Raw genomic sequence first — 15,668 nt, 5'->3', positions numbered from 1 at the left:
AATGACTAAAAAGGCAGCGTATGATCGTGTTTTGGCAGCCCGCAGTAGTGAAAAAATTAGTATCCAACAATTAGTGGCTGGCATTACTGAAGATTTTGAAGAATTACATGGTGACCGTGCCTATGGTGACGATCCGGCCGTTTACGGTGGAATTGGAATCATTAATGGCAAACCGGTTACGATTGTCGGGATTCAAAAGGGGCAGGATACTGAAGAAAACCTAGCGCGCCATTTTGGTTCAGCTGAACCAGATGGTTATCGCAAGGCGTTACGGTTAATGAAGGCCGCTGAAAAGTTCAATCGGCCCATCATTACATTAGTTAATACCCCTGGTGCCTATCCAGGCGTCGAAGCCGAATACCATGGCCAAGGGTATATGATTGCCCAATCCATTATGCAGGGGTTAAACCTCACCGTCCCATACATCAGCGTCATCGTTGGTGAAGCTGGGAGTGGGGGAGCCTTAGCTCTTGCAGTTGGGGATGAAGTCTGGGCCTTTGAAGACAGTGCCTATACGATTCTTTCGCCCGAAGGATTTGCCACCATTTTGTGGAAGGATGCTAGTCGGGCGAAGGAAGCCGCTGAACAAATGGGCTTGACCCCAGAAGAACTACTGGCCAATCACATTATTGATCGTGTGATTCCAGAAGTGAAGACGGCGGATCAAGTCGCTGCGTTCAAGGAAGCCCTAACGGCTAAAATTAAAGAATTACAAATTAAACCAATCGATCAACTAATTGCTGATCGACATGCCCGCTATCGGAAGTTTAACTAATGACTGGAGGAAATAAACTCATGGCTGGAATTTTAGATGGTAAAAAAATTGTCGTAATGGGAGTTGCGAACAAGAAAAGTATTGCGTGGGGTTGTGCTCAATCGCTTTTAGATCAAGGAGCTGAAGTGATCTTGACCTACCAAAACGAACGGATGAAGCGTTCATTGGATAAGTTATTAGCCGACGTTGACGTTAAGATGTTTGAATGTGACGTAGCTGATGATGCTAACGTTGAAAAGACATTTAACGAAATCCACGATGCCGTTGGTAACATTGATGGGGTAATCCATGCGATTGCCTTTGCTGACAAGGAAACCCTTGAAGGCGGCGTTAAGAACGTAAAGAAGGATGGCTTTAACTTAGCTCAAGACATTAGTGCTTATTCCTTCATTTCCGTTTCACGGTACGCAAGTGCCATCATGAATGAAGGGGGTAGCATTGCTACGCTAACTTACATTGGTGCAGTGCGTGCCATTCCTAACTACAACATGATGGGGGTTGCGAAAGCTTCCCTTGAAGCTGAAATGCGCTACTTAGCTGCTGAATTAGGGGCAGAAAAGAACATTCGAGTAAACGCCATCTCAGCTGGTGCCATCAAGACACTTGCTGTTACTGGAATCAAACACCACGGTGACTTACTTAAGATGTCTGAAGGCTTTACGGTTAACGGAAAGAGCGTTACCCCAATGGATGTTGGTAAGTCTGCTTCATTCTTAATGAGTGACTTAGCTTCCGGAGTTACCGGTGACGTTATCTACGTTGATAATGGTGTGCACTTAATCGTTTAGTCCAATGACCACGTTAATCATTGATTCGATTCAAAATCCACGCTACCAAGCTGCATTTGCTCGTTACAATGTTGGCAATCTGTATAACAAACGCCAATCCATTGTTGGTAAATATATGCTAGCTGATTGGTTAGGGCAAACGCCCGCGACCATTGCTAGTGGCGTCTTATTTGACCATGGTCCCCATGGCAAACCACGCCTAAAAAGTGGGGCGTTTGAGTATAACATTGCGAATTCATATGATAAGGTAGTGCTTGCGATATCGAAGCGACCAATCGGCGTCGACCTCGAAAAAATCCGACCATATGATTATCACCGGATCAACCGGGCATTCCGCCGTGAAGAACGTGAATACCTAGCGCAGTTTACCGGTGATGAGCAAACTCGGGCGACTTTGAAACTATGGACAATTAAAGAAGCCGTTTTGAAGTTAGTCGGAATGGGCATTCCCGGGGGCGTCAAGAGCATGCAAATTGATCTTGAGACCCTCGCCCATGCCAATCGCTATGGACAAGCAATTGATTTAGAACCATTATACGCAGGGGCTGATTACATCGGCACCATTGCTAAATTTGCAAAGTAAGTTTCATTATAATAGGAGGATTATTGATGGCTGTTTTAGATATTACTGAAATCATGGATTTAATTCCTAACCGCTACCCAATTCTATACATTGATCGGGTGGACGAATTAGTTCCTGATGAAAAGATTGTGGCAACCAAAAATGTAACAATCAACGAAAACTACTTCCAAGGACACTTCCCTGGCAACCCAGTGATGCCTGGGGTATTGATCATTGAATCAATGGCCCAAGCGGCTTCAATCTTAATTTTGAAGAGTGAAAAGTATAAGGATAAGACGGCCTACATGGGTTCCATCAAGAACGCTAAGTTCAGAAAGATGGTCCGCCCAGGCGATGTGATCCGCTTTGAAATTACAATGAAGAAACAACACAGTAACATGGGAACGGTTGACTGTGTTGCATACGTTAACGATAAGAAGGCTTGTCAAGCTGAACTATCATTCATCGTGCCAGACAAGAAACGTCCAGAATAAGGAGGAGTCTAACCATGGAACATCGTGTCGCTGTTGTTGGGATTGGTGCCGTTACCCCATTGGGAAACGATTCCAAGACCTTCTTAGACAATATCTTTGCTAATAAAACGGGGATTGCCCCCATCACCCACTTTGATGCTACTGATACTGGTATCACAGTGGCAGCTGAAGTGAAGGACTTTGATCCGTTAAAACGGATTCCAAAGAAAATCTCCAAACGAATGGATGATTTTTCACGCTACGCTGTTTACTCTGCATTTGAAGCCATGGAAATGGCGGGTCTAGAAAAGGGTAGTTACGACCCAGATGATATCGGGGTTATCTATGGTTCCGGGATTGGTGGTTTAACGACCATTCAAGAACAAGCCATTAAGATGCACGATAAGGGACCTAAGCGGGTTTCACCATTCTTCGTTCCTAACTCCATTATTAACATGGCAGCAGGTAACATTTCCATTAACTTGGATACCCGAAACATTAATGAAGCTGTTGTAACCGCATGTGCTTCTGGGACCAATGCAATTGGGGATGCTTTTGAACGCATTAAGAGTGGTAAAGCGACCTATATGATTACTGGTGGTTCTGAAGCCTCCATTAATGAACTGGGGATTTCTGGATTTGCGGCATTGACTGCTTTATCAGAATCCACTGATCCACTACGTGCTTCGATGCCATTTGATAAGAACCGGAATGGATTCGTAATGGGTGAAGGAGCTGGTACCTTAGTCCTTGAAGATTATGACCATGCTAAGCAGCGGGGTGCTAACATCCTGGCTGAAATTACTGGTTATGGTGCAACGGGGGATGCTTATCACTTAACGGCACCACGGCCTGATGGTAGTGGCGCAATTAAGGCGATGAAGCAAGCCATTGAAGAAAGTGACATGACCGAAGCTGACGTTGATTACATCAATGCGCACGGAACTGCTACGCATGCCAATGACTCTGCTGAATCAGAAGGAATTGCCAAACTTTTTGACGGGGTTAACGACCACTTGCAAGTAAGTAGCACGAAGGGCCAAACTGGTCACGCCTTAGGGGCTGCCGGATCATTAGAAGCTGTTATTATGATTGGGGCATTACAACGTAATGTAATGCCAGTTAATGTTGGTCTTTATGATTTAGACCCTGAAGTTAAAACGACCATTGTGACGGATGAAAATAAGAACAAACCAGTGAACTTTGCATTAAGTAATTCACTTGGGTTTGGTGGTCACAATGCCGTGCTTGCATTTAAGCGTGTGCGGAATTAATTAATCCGTTCATTATATATAGAAAGCAATTCCAAATTGGCTTAGCCATTTTAAAAAAATTGAATTATTTTTAACTTTTAACTCTATTTTCATTGTTGGTTATGTTATAATACAGGCACAATGTTTAAAGGATTAAGCATTGCCGTAATCGTCATTTTTTTCTTTACACGCTGGTTAAGAACTTTACAAGTTCGTTAAAGTGGAGTTGATATTGTACAAATCACAACACTTTATGCTATAATACCAGTTGTTATGTAATTGTTGCATGGCGATTACATAATGCCATTCAATTGGCATTTTGTTTTGTCCTGTATTAGCATATTAGAAAGTAAGATCTTATATGTCTTGCTAAAATTATTATTTGAGGTGATCTTTTATGAAGTTCAATAAGAACCAATATCGTGTTGAAAACGATAAAAAGGTTATGCATAAGAGACACAAACAATGGGTTGTATTATCCACTGTTGCGTTCTCCTTATTAACTTTCTCTGCTGTAGAAGCTGTCTCAGCAAACGCTGACACTACTGCAAACGTTTCTACTACACAAACACAATCCGCTGCTGCTGATTCATCAGCAACCAGCTCTGCTAGCTCAAGCGCTTCAAGTTCAAGTGCTACTAGTTCATCTGCTAGCTCAGATTCATCAGCTACTAGCTCAAGTGCTTCAAGCTCTTCAGTTTCTAGCTCATCCGCTAGTTCAAACTCTTCAGCTAACAGTTCATCCGCTAGCTCAAACTCATCAGCTACTAGTTCAGTTGCTTCAAGCTCAAGCGCTACTAGTTCTGTAAACTCTAACGACCCTGCTTACATCAAGGCTGCTGACGAAAAATCAGCTGCTGTTTACTCTGCTGCATACAAGACTGCTAAGAGTGTTTATGCTGCAAGCAAGACTAAGGCAAACAAGGTTAAGTTAGAAAAGGCTAACGCTCAATACGCTAACCTTAAGTACGTTCAAGCTAAGGTTTACGATGGTGCGAACGTATTACCATACAACTACAACCGTATTGTTGCTCAATACAACTACAACGTAGCTAATGCTAACTACAAGTTATCAAAGGCTAAGACTGCTGCTGCTAAGAAGTCAGCTAAGAAGACCCTTACTAAGGCACAAACCGCATTAAAGGACTTTAAGGCTAACTACGCTAAGATTGACAAGATCCGTAAGGCATTCAACAAGTCAGGTGTTTACACTTCAAACATCACTGTTGACCTTTCAAACCTTGTTGTTCCACAAAGCAGTAACTCAAGCCAAGCTTCAAGTGCCGCATCAGCTAACAACAGCTCATCAGCTTCATCAGCTGCACTTACTGATACTCAAGCACTTTCAAGCGCATTTACTAACGCTTACAAGCTTGCTCAAAGTAACTTTGAATTCCGTGGTTTCGCTAACTCATTAGCTTCAGAAGTAAGCAGAAACTTATACGGTAACAACTACAGCTTAGATGGTAACAACACTAAGTCTGTTAATGCTAACTACGTAAACCAATCAGCTGCTGTTAAGGTTGCTCGTTTACTTGACTCATTAGCAAACACTAGTGCATCAAGCGATGTTAGTTCAAACAACGCTTTAAGTGCTGTTTACACTAGTGCATTCATGAACATTGCTAACTCAGCAAGTGCTGGTTTAGCAAACAGTTCAGATGCTGCTACTCAATCATCTGTTGCTAGTGCCATCAGTAACTACGCTGCTTCAGCTGCTTCAGCTGTTAGCGTGACTGTTAATGGTGCTAACGAAGTTGTATTCTCAAATGCTAACCGTGGTAACGATTACCAATACCTACCACAACTATTAAACAACGCTGGTAATCTTTACTCAGTTGCTACTACTAACCTTTCAAAGGCTGCTAGTGCACAAGACTGGTCAGCAGCTGCTGGTTACGTTAACCAAGTTAAGGCTTACCAATCAGGTAACTTCTCAGCTGTATTCTCAGCTAGTGACTTCGGTTCAAACTCTGATATCACTAACTTTGACCAAGCTGTTTACAACTTAGGTTCAGATGTTGCAAGTGCTTACGTTGCTAATGCTCAAGCTTCTGGTGCTAGTGCATACAACACTCAAAGTGCTGCTGCATTCTACTCCGCTGCTTCAAACGTTGCTAACCGTTTCCAAACTTTAACTTACGATCGGAACGTATACGAAGGTACTGCTAACGATTCACAAGCAATCGCTAACTCTGCTTCTGCTGTTTCTAACGCTGTATCATTAGTTTCATCATTAACTGGTTCAGCATTCGTTGGTTACCAAGGTTCAAATGTTACTACTGGTATTGTAAACGGTTCATCTGCTGCTGTACTTTACTATGGTACTAACAATGCTTCTTCTGCATATATTGATGCTAATGGTTCATTAGTTGCTAATGGTAGTGTAGTTACTAACTTTGCAACAACTAGTGTTACTAATAGTCAATACATTGCATTGAAGGCATACAGTGTTGCATCATCTGCTGCAAGTTCAGCTGCTGCTGCCTTTACTAAGAGTGGTAACTATGATTCTGCTACTGCATCAAGCTACAGTGCTAAATCATCAGTTGCTAGTTATGTAAACTCTGTATTTGCTACCAATAACTTTGCAAGTGGTGCAAGTCTTGTAAGCTCTGCTTATAGTTCAGCTGCAGCAGTAGCTATTCAAGATCTTACTACTGTAAATGGTAGTAAGGTAGCTGCACAAGATGCATTATCTACTGCTTCAGTTACAGCTTCAGTAGCACGTAACAGTGCAATTGCAGCTTCTGCATTAAGCAACTCTGCTGATTACAGTACAGCTAATAGTGTTGTTTCATCTGCTAATTCTGTAGCTAATTCAGCTCAAGTAGTTATTAATAGTGCTAATTCTGTTAGTGATCAACACTCATCTGCTGTATCATTTAAGAATGCATACGATGCGGTATTTAGTAGTACTGCAATTGCAGCATCAGGTGCAAACAACAGCCTTAGTTCTGTAGTTAGTTCAGCATCTGCTTCTAGTGCTATTAACTCTAGCTATGCTCAATCTGCATACATTGTAGCTGCTGTATCAATTGCTAACTCAAGTGCTTCATCTGCTAACTCATCATATGCTGCTTCAGCACAAGATGGTGCTTCACTTGCTTCATACAAGGCATCAGTTGCTTCATATGTTGCAAATCTTGCTTCTAATGCAGTTGTAAACAATGGTAGTCAAGCATACACAGTATTGAGTGCTTACTACACTGGTTGGAGCAATACTGCTACTAGTTTTAATGCTGCTGCTAAGTCCGCTTACGATTCATTGTTTAGTGGTACTGCATTATCAGCATCAGTAACTAATTCATTCGGTAGCGGATATGGTACTACTTCAGCTCAAGCACTTGCTACTTCTGCTTCTGCTAATACTCGTGCTGCTAGCTCAGTTGCTTCAGTTGCTTACAAATCAGCATACTCTGCTTACTCTTCAGCTTCATCAGTATTTGTAGCTGTATCTTCAGCTGCATTATCTGATGCATCTGTTAACTCCGTATTTGCTGCTTCTGATGCTCAACTTAACAGTAGATTAACTACTTTATCTTCAGCAATCAACTCAGCTCAATATGCTGCACGTGTTCAATTTAGTGTTGCTGATGGTGCTTACAGCTCAGCAGCTGCTAACTACACTTACTATGCTTCATTAGCTACTGCAAACAGTACTAACTCAGCTGCTTCAGCTGGTTACTCCAATGCTGCTTCAAATGCTAAGGTTGCTATGAGTTCAGCTTCTGCTGCTAAGAATTCAGCTGCTAGTGCATTCTGGGCTGCTCCAAGTTCAGTTGCTAAGTCTGCTGTAGCTTCTGCTGCTACTCAACTTAACACTGGTATCAGCAACGTTACTGCTGCTGAATCAGCTGCTGACGCTTTAGGCGTAAACTTCTATGCTGGTCAACCAACTAAATAATTAGCTTACTCTAATTATTAATTTTTCAAACTTTTATTAAAAAGTCTTTCTCAAAGCTCTCAACTTCGGTTGAGAGCTTTTTTTATGGAATTATTTATGACAAATAAAAACCCCTTAGTTGTTTTCAACTGAGGGGTTTTATTTTTCTAGGTTTAGGATATCTTTGATCTTAATATTAAAGAGGTGTTTAAAATGTTCTTGGAATTTTTCAGGGGTTTCAGGAATTGGGCTTGAAATCCATAAACAAATGATGTTTAGGGTATAGTTAATGGCTAATCGGACGTCAAAATCATCATAACTTACGTTGAAATTACACTTCTTTAAAAAGCGGATGTAGCGCATTTCAATGAAGTCTTTCCAACGATCACTTAGTGACCCTTTGTACAGAATTCGTAGGCGTTCACGATTACGGTAAATCATTGGTAGGGCATGTTCGGCGAAAATATCGATGATGACGCTGGAGGTAATATTCTTAGTTTTAAAGTATTCCTTGTAGTCATTTATTTTATCCATGATTTTATTATCTTCGCGGTCGAATATGTATTCACCAACTTCGTATTTACCACTAAAGTGATTATAGAAGGTTCCTTTGGAGATACCAGCTTTATTAATAATTTCGTTATTGGTAATTTCATATTCTTTCTTGGTTTCAAGAAGGATTAATAGTGCGTCAGCGATTTTGTCTTTGCTTTTAATCATTTAATATCATCCTTTGTTACGATAGTGTTAATATAATGTTACATAATTATAACACCGTTTTGACTAGTGGTCTAAAATTATCGGTAATTGCAATTCTATATTACCTATCATACAGCATTTTTATTACTGCGGTATAAAAAGTGTTCGTTTGAGAAAATCTTTAGAATTAGTTAATATAATAATACATATTAAATGACATTATCAATTGCTGATTAAATACATCGATGCTTTATAGATATAGAGCTCCTGATTGTAACCATAGAAATATTGCTGACTGACCATTGGCTTGTTAAATTAATCAGATGCGAATTGATAATGGTCACTAACTAATGAAAAGGTATCTCTTTTTATTATTCACATATTATAAAGCATATCTCTCACTTAATAATTTAGCATCGATTTCGCTGGTCGATGCTTTTTATTTTTACATAATATATCTATTTAAATGATTATTCGCAGCTTGATCTGGTTTTTAATAAATTTAATAATCTTGTGTATTCTTAAGGAATTATTTATAATGAGTTTAAATATACTTAAGGAGTCCTGTCGAATGCAAAAAAGAAAAATTCATTATCAATCATTTAAACCCAAACGGCAAAATTGGACAATGATTGCTGCTACGGCAGCAGTAGCTACACTTGGTGTGGAAACATATGGATCTATTAATGCCCATGCCGATGATAGCGTTAGTGTTGCTAGTAGTGCATCCAATACAACTAATGTTTCAACCAGTAGCGCCAGTGCGGTTAATTATGGGTACAGTACTTATAATGTAGCGGGGAGTGTTGATACGACCGTTAATTACAATGAAGATGGTCAATTAGTTGAACAAAGCACTTATACAACTTCTCCATACGCTAATGTTAACTACCAAAGTGGGGTTCCTGGTGGTTATCATTTAACTGATAATAATCAAACCGTTAATGCAGGGTCAGTTAGTCGCTCCGTTCCCGTTTCAATTGCTAAGAATCAAATCACTACTACGGTTCAATTTGTGAGCGGCAGTGATGTTTTAGGTTCTAAGACCTACACTAACTTAGCAGGAGCGCAAATTAACGTTAATAATGATTTGCCTGCTGGATATCAACTAGCACAAAGTGGCTTAGTGAATGCATTTACTAACAATTCAACGATTTCAGTTCAAGTTGTAAAGACGAGTGCTGCTAGTTCCGCAACTAGTAGTGCGGATTCAACTGCTAGCTCTGCAGCCAGTTCCGCTGCTAGTTCAGACTCCAGTAGTATTGACTCATCTGCAGTTAGCTCCGCTAGTGATACATCTAGTGCATCCAGCAGTACTGACTCATCTGCTGACAGTAGCGCCAGTGATAGTAGTGACAGTAGTGCTGCTAGTGATAATGATACTCATCATTCTAGTAAAGCGCACGCTAAGCATTCTGATGACATCGATCCTGGTTTTGATGCTACGAAGCATCATCAATCTGGTCAGACTACGAATGATCAAGCTAAGCACCATCAATCAGAACAGCGGGCTAATACCACGCGTCAACAATATCGTAAGAATAAGCAAAAATTACCGCAAACTGGTGAGGATAATCAAGCTCGAAATGCCTCAATTGCGGGTGCATTAATGTTAGGCTTATCTTCAGCTTTATTCTTTGGTTCCAAACGTAAAAGACGGCATTAATTAAAATAAAAAACGAGATGGTTATGAATTTAACCACCTCGTTTTTCTTATTGCATGATAAATGCCATGTTGAACATTTTACCATTAGTTTGAATCGCAATCCCAATTTGCTTAATATTGGCGTCTAAGAAGGCGTTACGGTGTCCCCAGTTGGAAACGGGTCCATCTTCATAGAGCATGCTGTTAATCCGCTGAATGATTGCTTTATTCGGGGTGTTCCCCGCAAAGTTGTTAGCATTGGCGATGTTTTCGATCGTTACATTTCCTAAATCACCATAGCCTAGGGCTTGCGATGCTAGATTGCGGTACTTATTGCCGTTCGCATCGACGTGGGCAAAATTAGCTGCCATCTGAGGCCCCCGATATTGGGCGATTTGAGCGAATTGATCGTTCCAGGTAAGTTGACCCAGGCCATGTTGTTTCCGGACCGCATTGAGATATTTAAGGGCTAATTTAGCAGCCTTTTGATAAGTACCGGTGCTATACTGCACTACATCCTTTTGATTGAAGTCCACGGGGTGTAAATCACCACTGTTGACCCACCCGGCAATGCCATCTGCAAAGCGGACTAAGTAGTAGCGGACCTGCCACTTTGCGACCCTGGTAGCTACGATCTTGACCTTGGCAAACTTGACCCCGTTGACGTTGTCGATGGGTTCGTTATGCACCCGGCTTAGTGTATCGGTTTCACTGATTGGAAAGTGGTCCAAGACGACGCGGTTATTATCCCCAAAGTAGATGGCGCGTTGGCCAACTTGATAGCGGGTGAGGGTGTTATTAATTTGCGCCAGGGTTTGGTTAGTGGTTGCTTGTTTGGCCTGAACCACGGTGGTCGGACTAGCCAGGGGCATGGCCACACCCATCGTGATCATTGCGGCTATGCTGATAATAAATCCTTTGAATCTGTTGAGTGACATGATATCCATTCCTTCGTGTTGATGATTGATGTTATTTTACCACATTAATAAAAAAGCCCCCGAACATTAATTCAGGGGCTTTTTGTGGTTATGAATTATTTGAGGACTTTGTCAACAACGCTTTCAACGGAATCCTTACCGATTGGACGGTATGAATTACGTTTTTCGTCTAATTCGTATGCATCTGGGTCTGATAAACCATCAACATCGATGTCCTTGTAGTACTTACTGTCGTTAACAGCAGCCTTGATTTCTCTACCAGTACCGGCGATTAAGAAACCACGGTCATCCTTACGGCTTAATTCAGCGACTAAGGTCTTGCGGTAATCAGCAGCCTTAGATTGGCTAATATCAACCATCTTGGATAATGCTAGTAAGTCGTTCCAACCATCGGCTGGGGTAATGCTGTCTTCTCTAGCACTTTTCTTGATTTCGCGAAGTCTTCTTGCAACTTCTTCTGGTTCTTTCTTTTCACTTTTCTTGTCACTCATATTAAATACCTTCTTTATTTCATTTTTTAAAATAATCAGTATCTATAATTTAATCCACTTGATAATTTTTATCAAGTAAAGTGCATTGCGATTAATTGACGGGACTAAATGGGGTTTCACCATTCACGATTTGTTTCGTGTTGTTAAGTGAGATTTGGACCATGTTCTTGACTGCCATGTCAGTGTAAAAGGCAATGTGGGGGGTTAAGACCACGTTCTTCATTGGTAACAATGTATCGATGTATTTGTTACCAGTCTTATTACCAGGTAATTTATGTGAGAAGTAGGCATCTTCATCTTCGACGGTATCTAATCCAGCCGAAGCAATTTCACCGTTCTTTAGGGCGTCGATTAAATCAGGGGTGTTGACCACTTTCCCCCGGGAAGCGTTAATGAAGATGGCGTCGTTCTTCATTTGCTTGAAGCGCTTAGCATCCATGAAGTGGAACATGTCATCCGTTAGTGGGGTGTGCATCGTTACGATGTCAGCGGTAGTCAATAGGGTGTCATAGTCCACGTAGTCGAGGGTATCTTCTAATTCAGGGCGGTGGATTGGATCACTTGCAATGACCGTTGCGCCTAGGGCCTTGAAGATCCGTGCAACGGTACTCCCGATTTTACCCGCTCCGATGATGCCGACCGTTAGGTTATGGATTTCATGGGCTTCTACGCCGGCCCAGCCGAAATCATTGTGGTGTTCGTTGACTTCGATCATGTGGACATGCCGTAATAGGTTCATCGTCAGTGCTAATGTATGTTCAGCAACTGAACGGGGGGAGTAGGCGGGGACGTTGGTAACGGTGATCCCGTTTTCCTTAGCAGCAGCTAAATTGTATGATTCATATCCAGTACTCCTCACGGCTAAGTTCTTGATGCCGATTTTAGCAAGTGCCTCATATACCTTGGGGTCTTCCAATGGTTCCAATTGAAGCACGGAAATGCCATCGTAGCCATCAGCCTTGGCAACGTTCGCTAAATCAAGTTGTTCTTCAGTTGCATCGACCGTGATGTCATTGGCCTTTGCCCATTCGTTCATTGCTGGTAATTCATCTGGTCTAGCCCCGTACATTAAAATCTTCATGTAAAAATCCTCCTAGCGTAAAAAGAAACCACCCATAGAATAATCCATGGGTGGTTTCATGTCCTGTAATAATATGTCACCCACAACAGTAATCGCATTTAATTGACTGTGTGGGGTGTTAAAAATCAACTTAAATTAATTTTAACGTTACACAGCCATTATGTAAAGTCTGTATTACGCCAAAATCGATAACTAATATTTAATTTTAGGGTTGTAATCGTCATAATTAAAATCTCCTTAGATATTAGTTACCTATTATCATACAATTTTAATTCTAAATGTCAAGATTTTCTTTAGTTTATTGGGATTTTCTTTATTTTGTTGGATTACTATTAAGGAGGATTGCGCAACTAGTGGGAATAGTGAATAATGGGGATACTTACTTAAATGCGAAAGCGAGATGGATAGGATGGCAATTTTAATAACAGGTGGTGCTGGTTACATCGGTTCAGAAACCGTAGCCAGCCTAGTAGATGAAGGCATTGAAACGGTCATTGTTGATAATTTATCAACTGGCCATGCATCAGCAGTCAATCCAGCGGCGACCTTTTACCAAGGTGATGTCCGTGACCGGGCTTTTATGGATCGCGTGTTTACGAACGAATCAATTGAAGCAGTAATTCACTTTGCCTCGGATTCAATCGTTGCAGATTCAATGAAGGATCCGTTGAAATACTTCGATAATAACGATGGGGGGATGATTACCCTCTTAGAAACAATGCGTGATTACGATGTGAAGCGGTTAGTGTTCTCCTCTACGGCGGCTGTGTACGGGCAACCCGACCACTTACCAATTACTGAGGATACGGTAAAGAACCCCACTAATGCATACGGGCAAAGTAAATACATTATGGAACAATTTGCGAAGTGGGCTGATTCGGCATACGGCATTCACTTTGTGGCTCTACGTTACTTCAATGTGGGTGGCGCCAGCACAAACGGCTTGATTGGTGAAGACCACCGTCCTGAAACCCACTTGATCCCCATTATTTTACAGGTGGCTAATGGTGAACGCGACGTCTTTAAGATGTTTGGCACGGATTACCCCACGGCTGATGGGACCAACGTCCGTGACTACGTGCACGTTGTTGATTTAGCCCACGCTCACATTCTAGCAATGAAGTACCTCTTAAATGGGGGCACTAGTGATGCGTTCAATATTGGTTCATCGACTGGGTTCTCCAACCGCCAGATTTTAGCAGCAGCCCGTAAGGTAACTGGCTTAACCATCCCCGCTGAAGATGCGCCCCGGCGGCCTGGTGATCCGGCCGAATTAGTAGCGGATTCAACGAAGGCCCGCAAGGTCTTAGATTGGCATCCCCAATTTGATGATATCGAAGCCATTATCGGCGACGCATGGCGGTTTGCCCAAAAGCATCCCAACGGCTATGCAGATTAACAAGCGATATGTTTGAAGTCCTTAATGAATTATATTACGATAGTCTCGTAATAATAATTCTTAGGGAGGTATCATCATGGATGGATTACACACAACGACTAAGTTAAACAACGGTGTTGAAATGCCACGTTTAGGATTAGGAGTTTGGAAGACTGATAATACGACTGCCAAGCAATCAGTAATCGATGCCTTAAAGCATGGTTACCGGATGATTGACGTTGCTAAGCAATACGGGAATGAAGCCGGGACCGGTGAAGGAATCAAAGAAGGTCTGGATGCAATTGGCTTAAACCGCAAGGATTTATTTGTTACCACTAAAATTTTCAACGGGGATCAAGGTTATGATTCCACATTACACGCCTTTGAAGGCCAATTAAAACGGCTTCAATTATCATACGTTGATTTACTATTAATTCACTGGCCAGTGGATGGTAAATACATTGATACTTGGCGCGCAATGGAAAAGCTTTACCACGATGGCAAGGTTCGCGCCATCGGTGTTTCTAACTTCAATAACGAACGGATGGACAATTTATTAGCCCATGCCAACGTGACACCTGCCATTAACCAAATGGAATTCAATCCATTAGGTCAAGATGCTGACATCGTAAAACATGATGGCCACCTAGGCGTCCAAGTTGAAGCATGGTCACCACTTGGTGGTGGGGCTTCATTAAGTAACCCTACCATTAATAAGTTGGCTGAAAAGTACGGCAAGTCCGCAGCTCAAATCATCTTACGTTGGGATTGGCAACGCGGCATCGTTACCATTCCTAAGTCCACGCACGAAAAGCGGATCGTTGAAAATAGTGATATTTTTGACTTCGAACTTTCCGATGAAGACGTTGAAACCATCAATAAGTTAGATGAAGACAAGCGGACCCTTACTTATGATATGTTCGCATGGCACAATCCAAAGGGTGCGCCAGATGACGTTGATAAGTGGGACGATTCACCTGCTAACTACAAAGATTAAAATAAATTCATGACACACTTAAAAGAACTAGCAATGTTCAAGTTGTTAGTTCTTTTTTACGTATTTAGGGTTAATACGTAAAAGGAGGGGTAGTCATGGTGGCACAAAATCCAGATCAGCAAGGCTTTTTTGAAGAAATTGAACGGCTAAAGGCTGATTTAGCAAGGGTCAATAGTTTATATCCAGATGACCCGCAGACCGCGGCCGAAGAAATTCGTAAAATTTGGGAATCCAAATAAATCAAGGGCACTCCACGGGAGTGCTCTTTTACTTAATTTTAGTGTTTCAAACACCCTTTCATTAGTGTTATAATATAAGGGAGTATTTATTAAATCGTTTAATGGGCGTCCTACCCTAAAAAACAATTCTATCGATAAGGAAGTGGTAATTATGACGGATAAAAATGTTGATCGCCATAGTGCTGATTCTTCGCAATCAATGACATTAGCAGATAAAAAGCAGGAACTCCGCAAGTTCGTGTCGCTTTCTGATATTCAGTTACAAGCGCTCATCAACCGGATTTCTCCTGATGACAATACCCGTAAGGTGATGCAAGAAGACTTAGCAAAACAAAGTAAAACCATGAAATCGCAAATCGAAACCGTATCTTCAATCCAAGAAGCCGACAAACTATACGAACAATTTGCTAAGCAATTCAAGTAATCGCTAAATTACTACATTTTTGAGATCGAATTAATGATT

The 15,668-nt window shown here is 41.5% G+C and carries 15 protein-coding genes; 11 read left to right on the top strand and 4 right to left on the bottom strand.

Going from position 1 to position 15,668, the window contains the following annotated elements:
• The first annotated feature begins 1 nt into the window (after position 1).
• The 6 genes from accA to R4146_RS01135 all read left to right on the top strand — a co-directional run bounded on the left by accA (position 2) and on the right by R4146_RS01135 (position 7,758).
• On the top strand, positions 2-775 hold the full coding sequence (accA, locus tag R4146_RS01160) for a carboxyltransferase subunit alpha (protein WP_339959637.1): 774 nt from the start codon (positions 2-4) through the stop codon (positions 773-775).
• Between the two features lie 20 nt (positions 776-795).
• Positions 796-1,563, top strand: coding sequence for an enoyl-ACP reductase FabI (fabI, locus tag R4146_RS01155; protein WP_339959636.1), 768 nt, complete (start codon positions 796-798; stop codon positions 1,561-1,563).
• Between the two features lie 4 nt (positions 1,564-1,567).
• A complete protein-coding gene (locus R4146_RS01150) occupies positions 1,568-2,146 on the top strand; it encodes a 4'-phosphopantetheinyl transferase family protein (RefSeq protein WP_339959635.1) in 579 nt (192 codons plus the stop codon).
• Between the two features lie 26 nt (positions 2,147-2,172).
• Entirely contained in the window at positions 2,173-2,619 is a 447-nt protein-coding gene (gene fabZ / locus R4146_RS01145) for a 3-hydroxyacyl-ACP dehydratase FabZ (RefSeq protein WP_339959634.1), read from the top strand.
• Between the two features lie 14 nt (positions 2,620-2,633).
• Positions 2,634-3,872, top strand: a complete 1,239-nt coding sequence (gene fabF, locus R4146_RS01140) for a beta-ketoacyl-ACP synthase II (protein WP_339959633.1) — start codon at positions 2,634-2,636, stop codon at positions 3,870-3,872.
• A 376-nt stretch (positions 3,873-4,248) separates the two neighbouring features.
• Complete coding sequence (locus R4146_RS01135) at positions 4,249-7,758, top strand: beta strand repeat-containing protein (RefSeq protein WP_339959632.1); 3,510 nt, start codon at positions 4,249-4,251, stop codon at positions 7,756-7,758.
• Positions 7,759-7,896: 138 nt separating this feature from the next.
• On the opposite strand, the gene R4146_RS01130 is transcribed toward R4146_RS01135, so the two are convergent.
• A complete protein-coding gene (locus R4146_RS01130) occupies positions 7,897-8,457 on the bottom strand; it encodes a TetR/AcrR family transcriptional regulator (RefSeq protein ID WP_339959631.1) in 561 nt (186 codons plus the stop codon).
• A gap of 550 nt (positions 8,458-9,007) precedes the next feature.
• Here R4146_RS01130 and R4146_RS01125 point away from each other — a divergent pair.
• On the top strand, positions 9,008-10,102 hold the full coding sequence (locus R4146_RS01125; RefSeq protein ID WP_339959630.1) for an LPXTG cell wall anchor domain-containing protein: 1,095 nt from the start codon (positions 9,008-9,010) through the stop codon (positions 10,100-10,102).
• A gap of 47 nt (positions 10,103-10,149) precedes the next feature.
• Here R4146_RS01125 and R4146_RS01120 read toward each other — a convergent pair whose 3' ends face one another.
• From R4146_RS01120 to R4146_RS01110, 3 genes are all read right to left on the bottom strand, one after another.
• The gene (locus R4146_RS01120) at positions 10,150-11,019 is read right to left on the bottom strand and encodes a CAP domain-containing protein (protein ID WP_339959629.1); all 870 of its coding nucleotides are present in this window, start codon (positions 11,017-11,019) and stop codon (positions 10,150-10,152) included.
• Positions 11,020-11,114: 95 nt separating this feature from the next.
• On the bottom strand, positions 11,115-11,510 hold the full coding sequence (locus R4146_RS01115) for a hypothetical protein (RefSeq protein ID WP_339959628.1): 396 nt from the start codon (positions 11,508-11,510) through the stop codon (positions 11,115-11,117).
• A 91-nt stretch (positions 11,511-11,601) separates the two neighbouring features.
• Positions 11,602-12,591 carry a D-2-hydroxyacid dehydrogenase gene (locus tag R4146_RS01110; protein WP_339959627.1) on the bottom strand — a complete coding sequence of 330 codons (990 nt, stop codon included), beginning with the start codon at positions 12,589-12,591 and terminating at the stop codon, positions 11,602-11,604.
• Between the two features lie 409 nt (positions 12,592-13,000).
• Between R4146_RS01110 and galE the strand changes: the two genes are divergently transcribed.
• The 4 genes from galE to R4146_RS01090 all read left to right on the top strand — a co-directional run bounded on the left by galE (position 13,001) and on the right by R4146_RS01090 (position 15,629).
• Positions 13,001-13,990 (top strand): UDP-glucose 4-epimerase GalE, encoded by a 990-nt coding sequence (gene galE / locus R4146_RS01105; protein ID WP_339959626.1) that lies wholly within the window; start codon positions 13,001-13,003, stop codon positions 13,988-13,990.
• Between the two features lie 76 nt (positions 13,991-14,066).
• Positions 14,067-14,966, top strand: a complete 900-nt coding sequence (locus tag R4146_RS01100) for an aldo/keto reductase (protein WP_339959625.1) — start codon at positions 14,067-14,069, stop codon at positions 14,964-14,966.
• A gap of 95 nt (positions 14,967-15,061) precedes the next feature.
• The gene (locus R4146_RS01095; RefSeq protein WP_339959624.1) at positions 15,062-15,205 is read left to right on the top strand and encodes a hypothetical protein; all 144 of its coding nucleotides are present in this window, start codon (positions 15,062-15,064) and stop codon (positions 15,203-15,205) included.
• A 151-nt stretch (positions 15,206-15,356) separates the two neighbouring features.
• Positions 15,357-15,629: a hypothetical protein gene (locus R4146_RS01090; RefSeq protein WP_339959623.1), complete on the top strand. Its 273-nt coding sequence runs from the start codon at positions 15,357-15,359 to the stop codon at positions 15,627-15,629.
• Positions 15,630-15,668: the final 39 nt, after the last annotated feature.

This window comes from Nicoliella lavandulae, from assembly GCF_037546185.1.
In the GTDB taxonomy this organism is placed as follows: domain Bacteria; phylum Bacillota; class Bacilli; order Lactobacillales; family Lactobacillaceae; genus Nicoliella; species Nicoliella lavandulae.
This window is presented reverse-complemented; position numbering and strand designations above follow the sequence as displayed.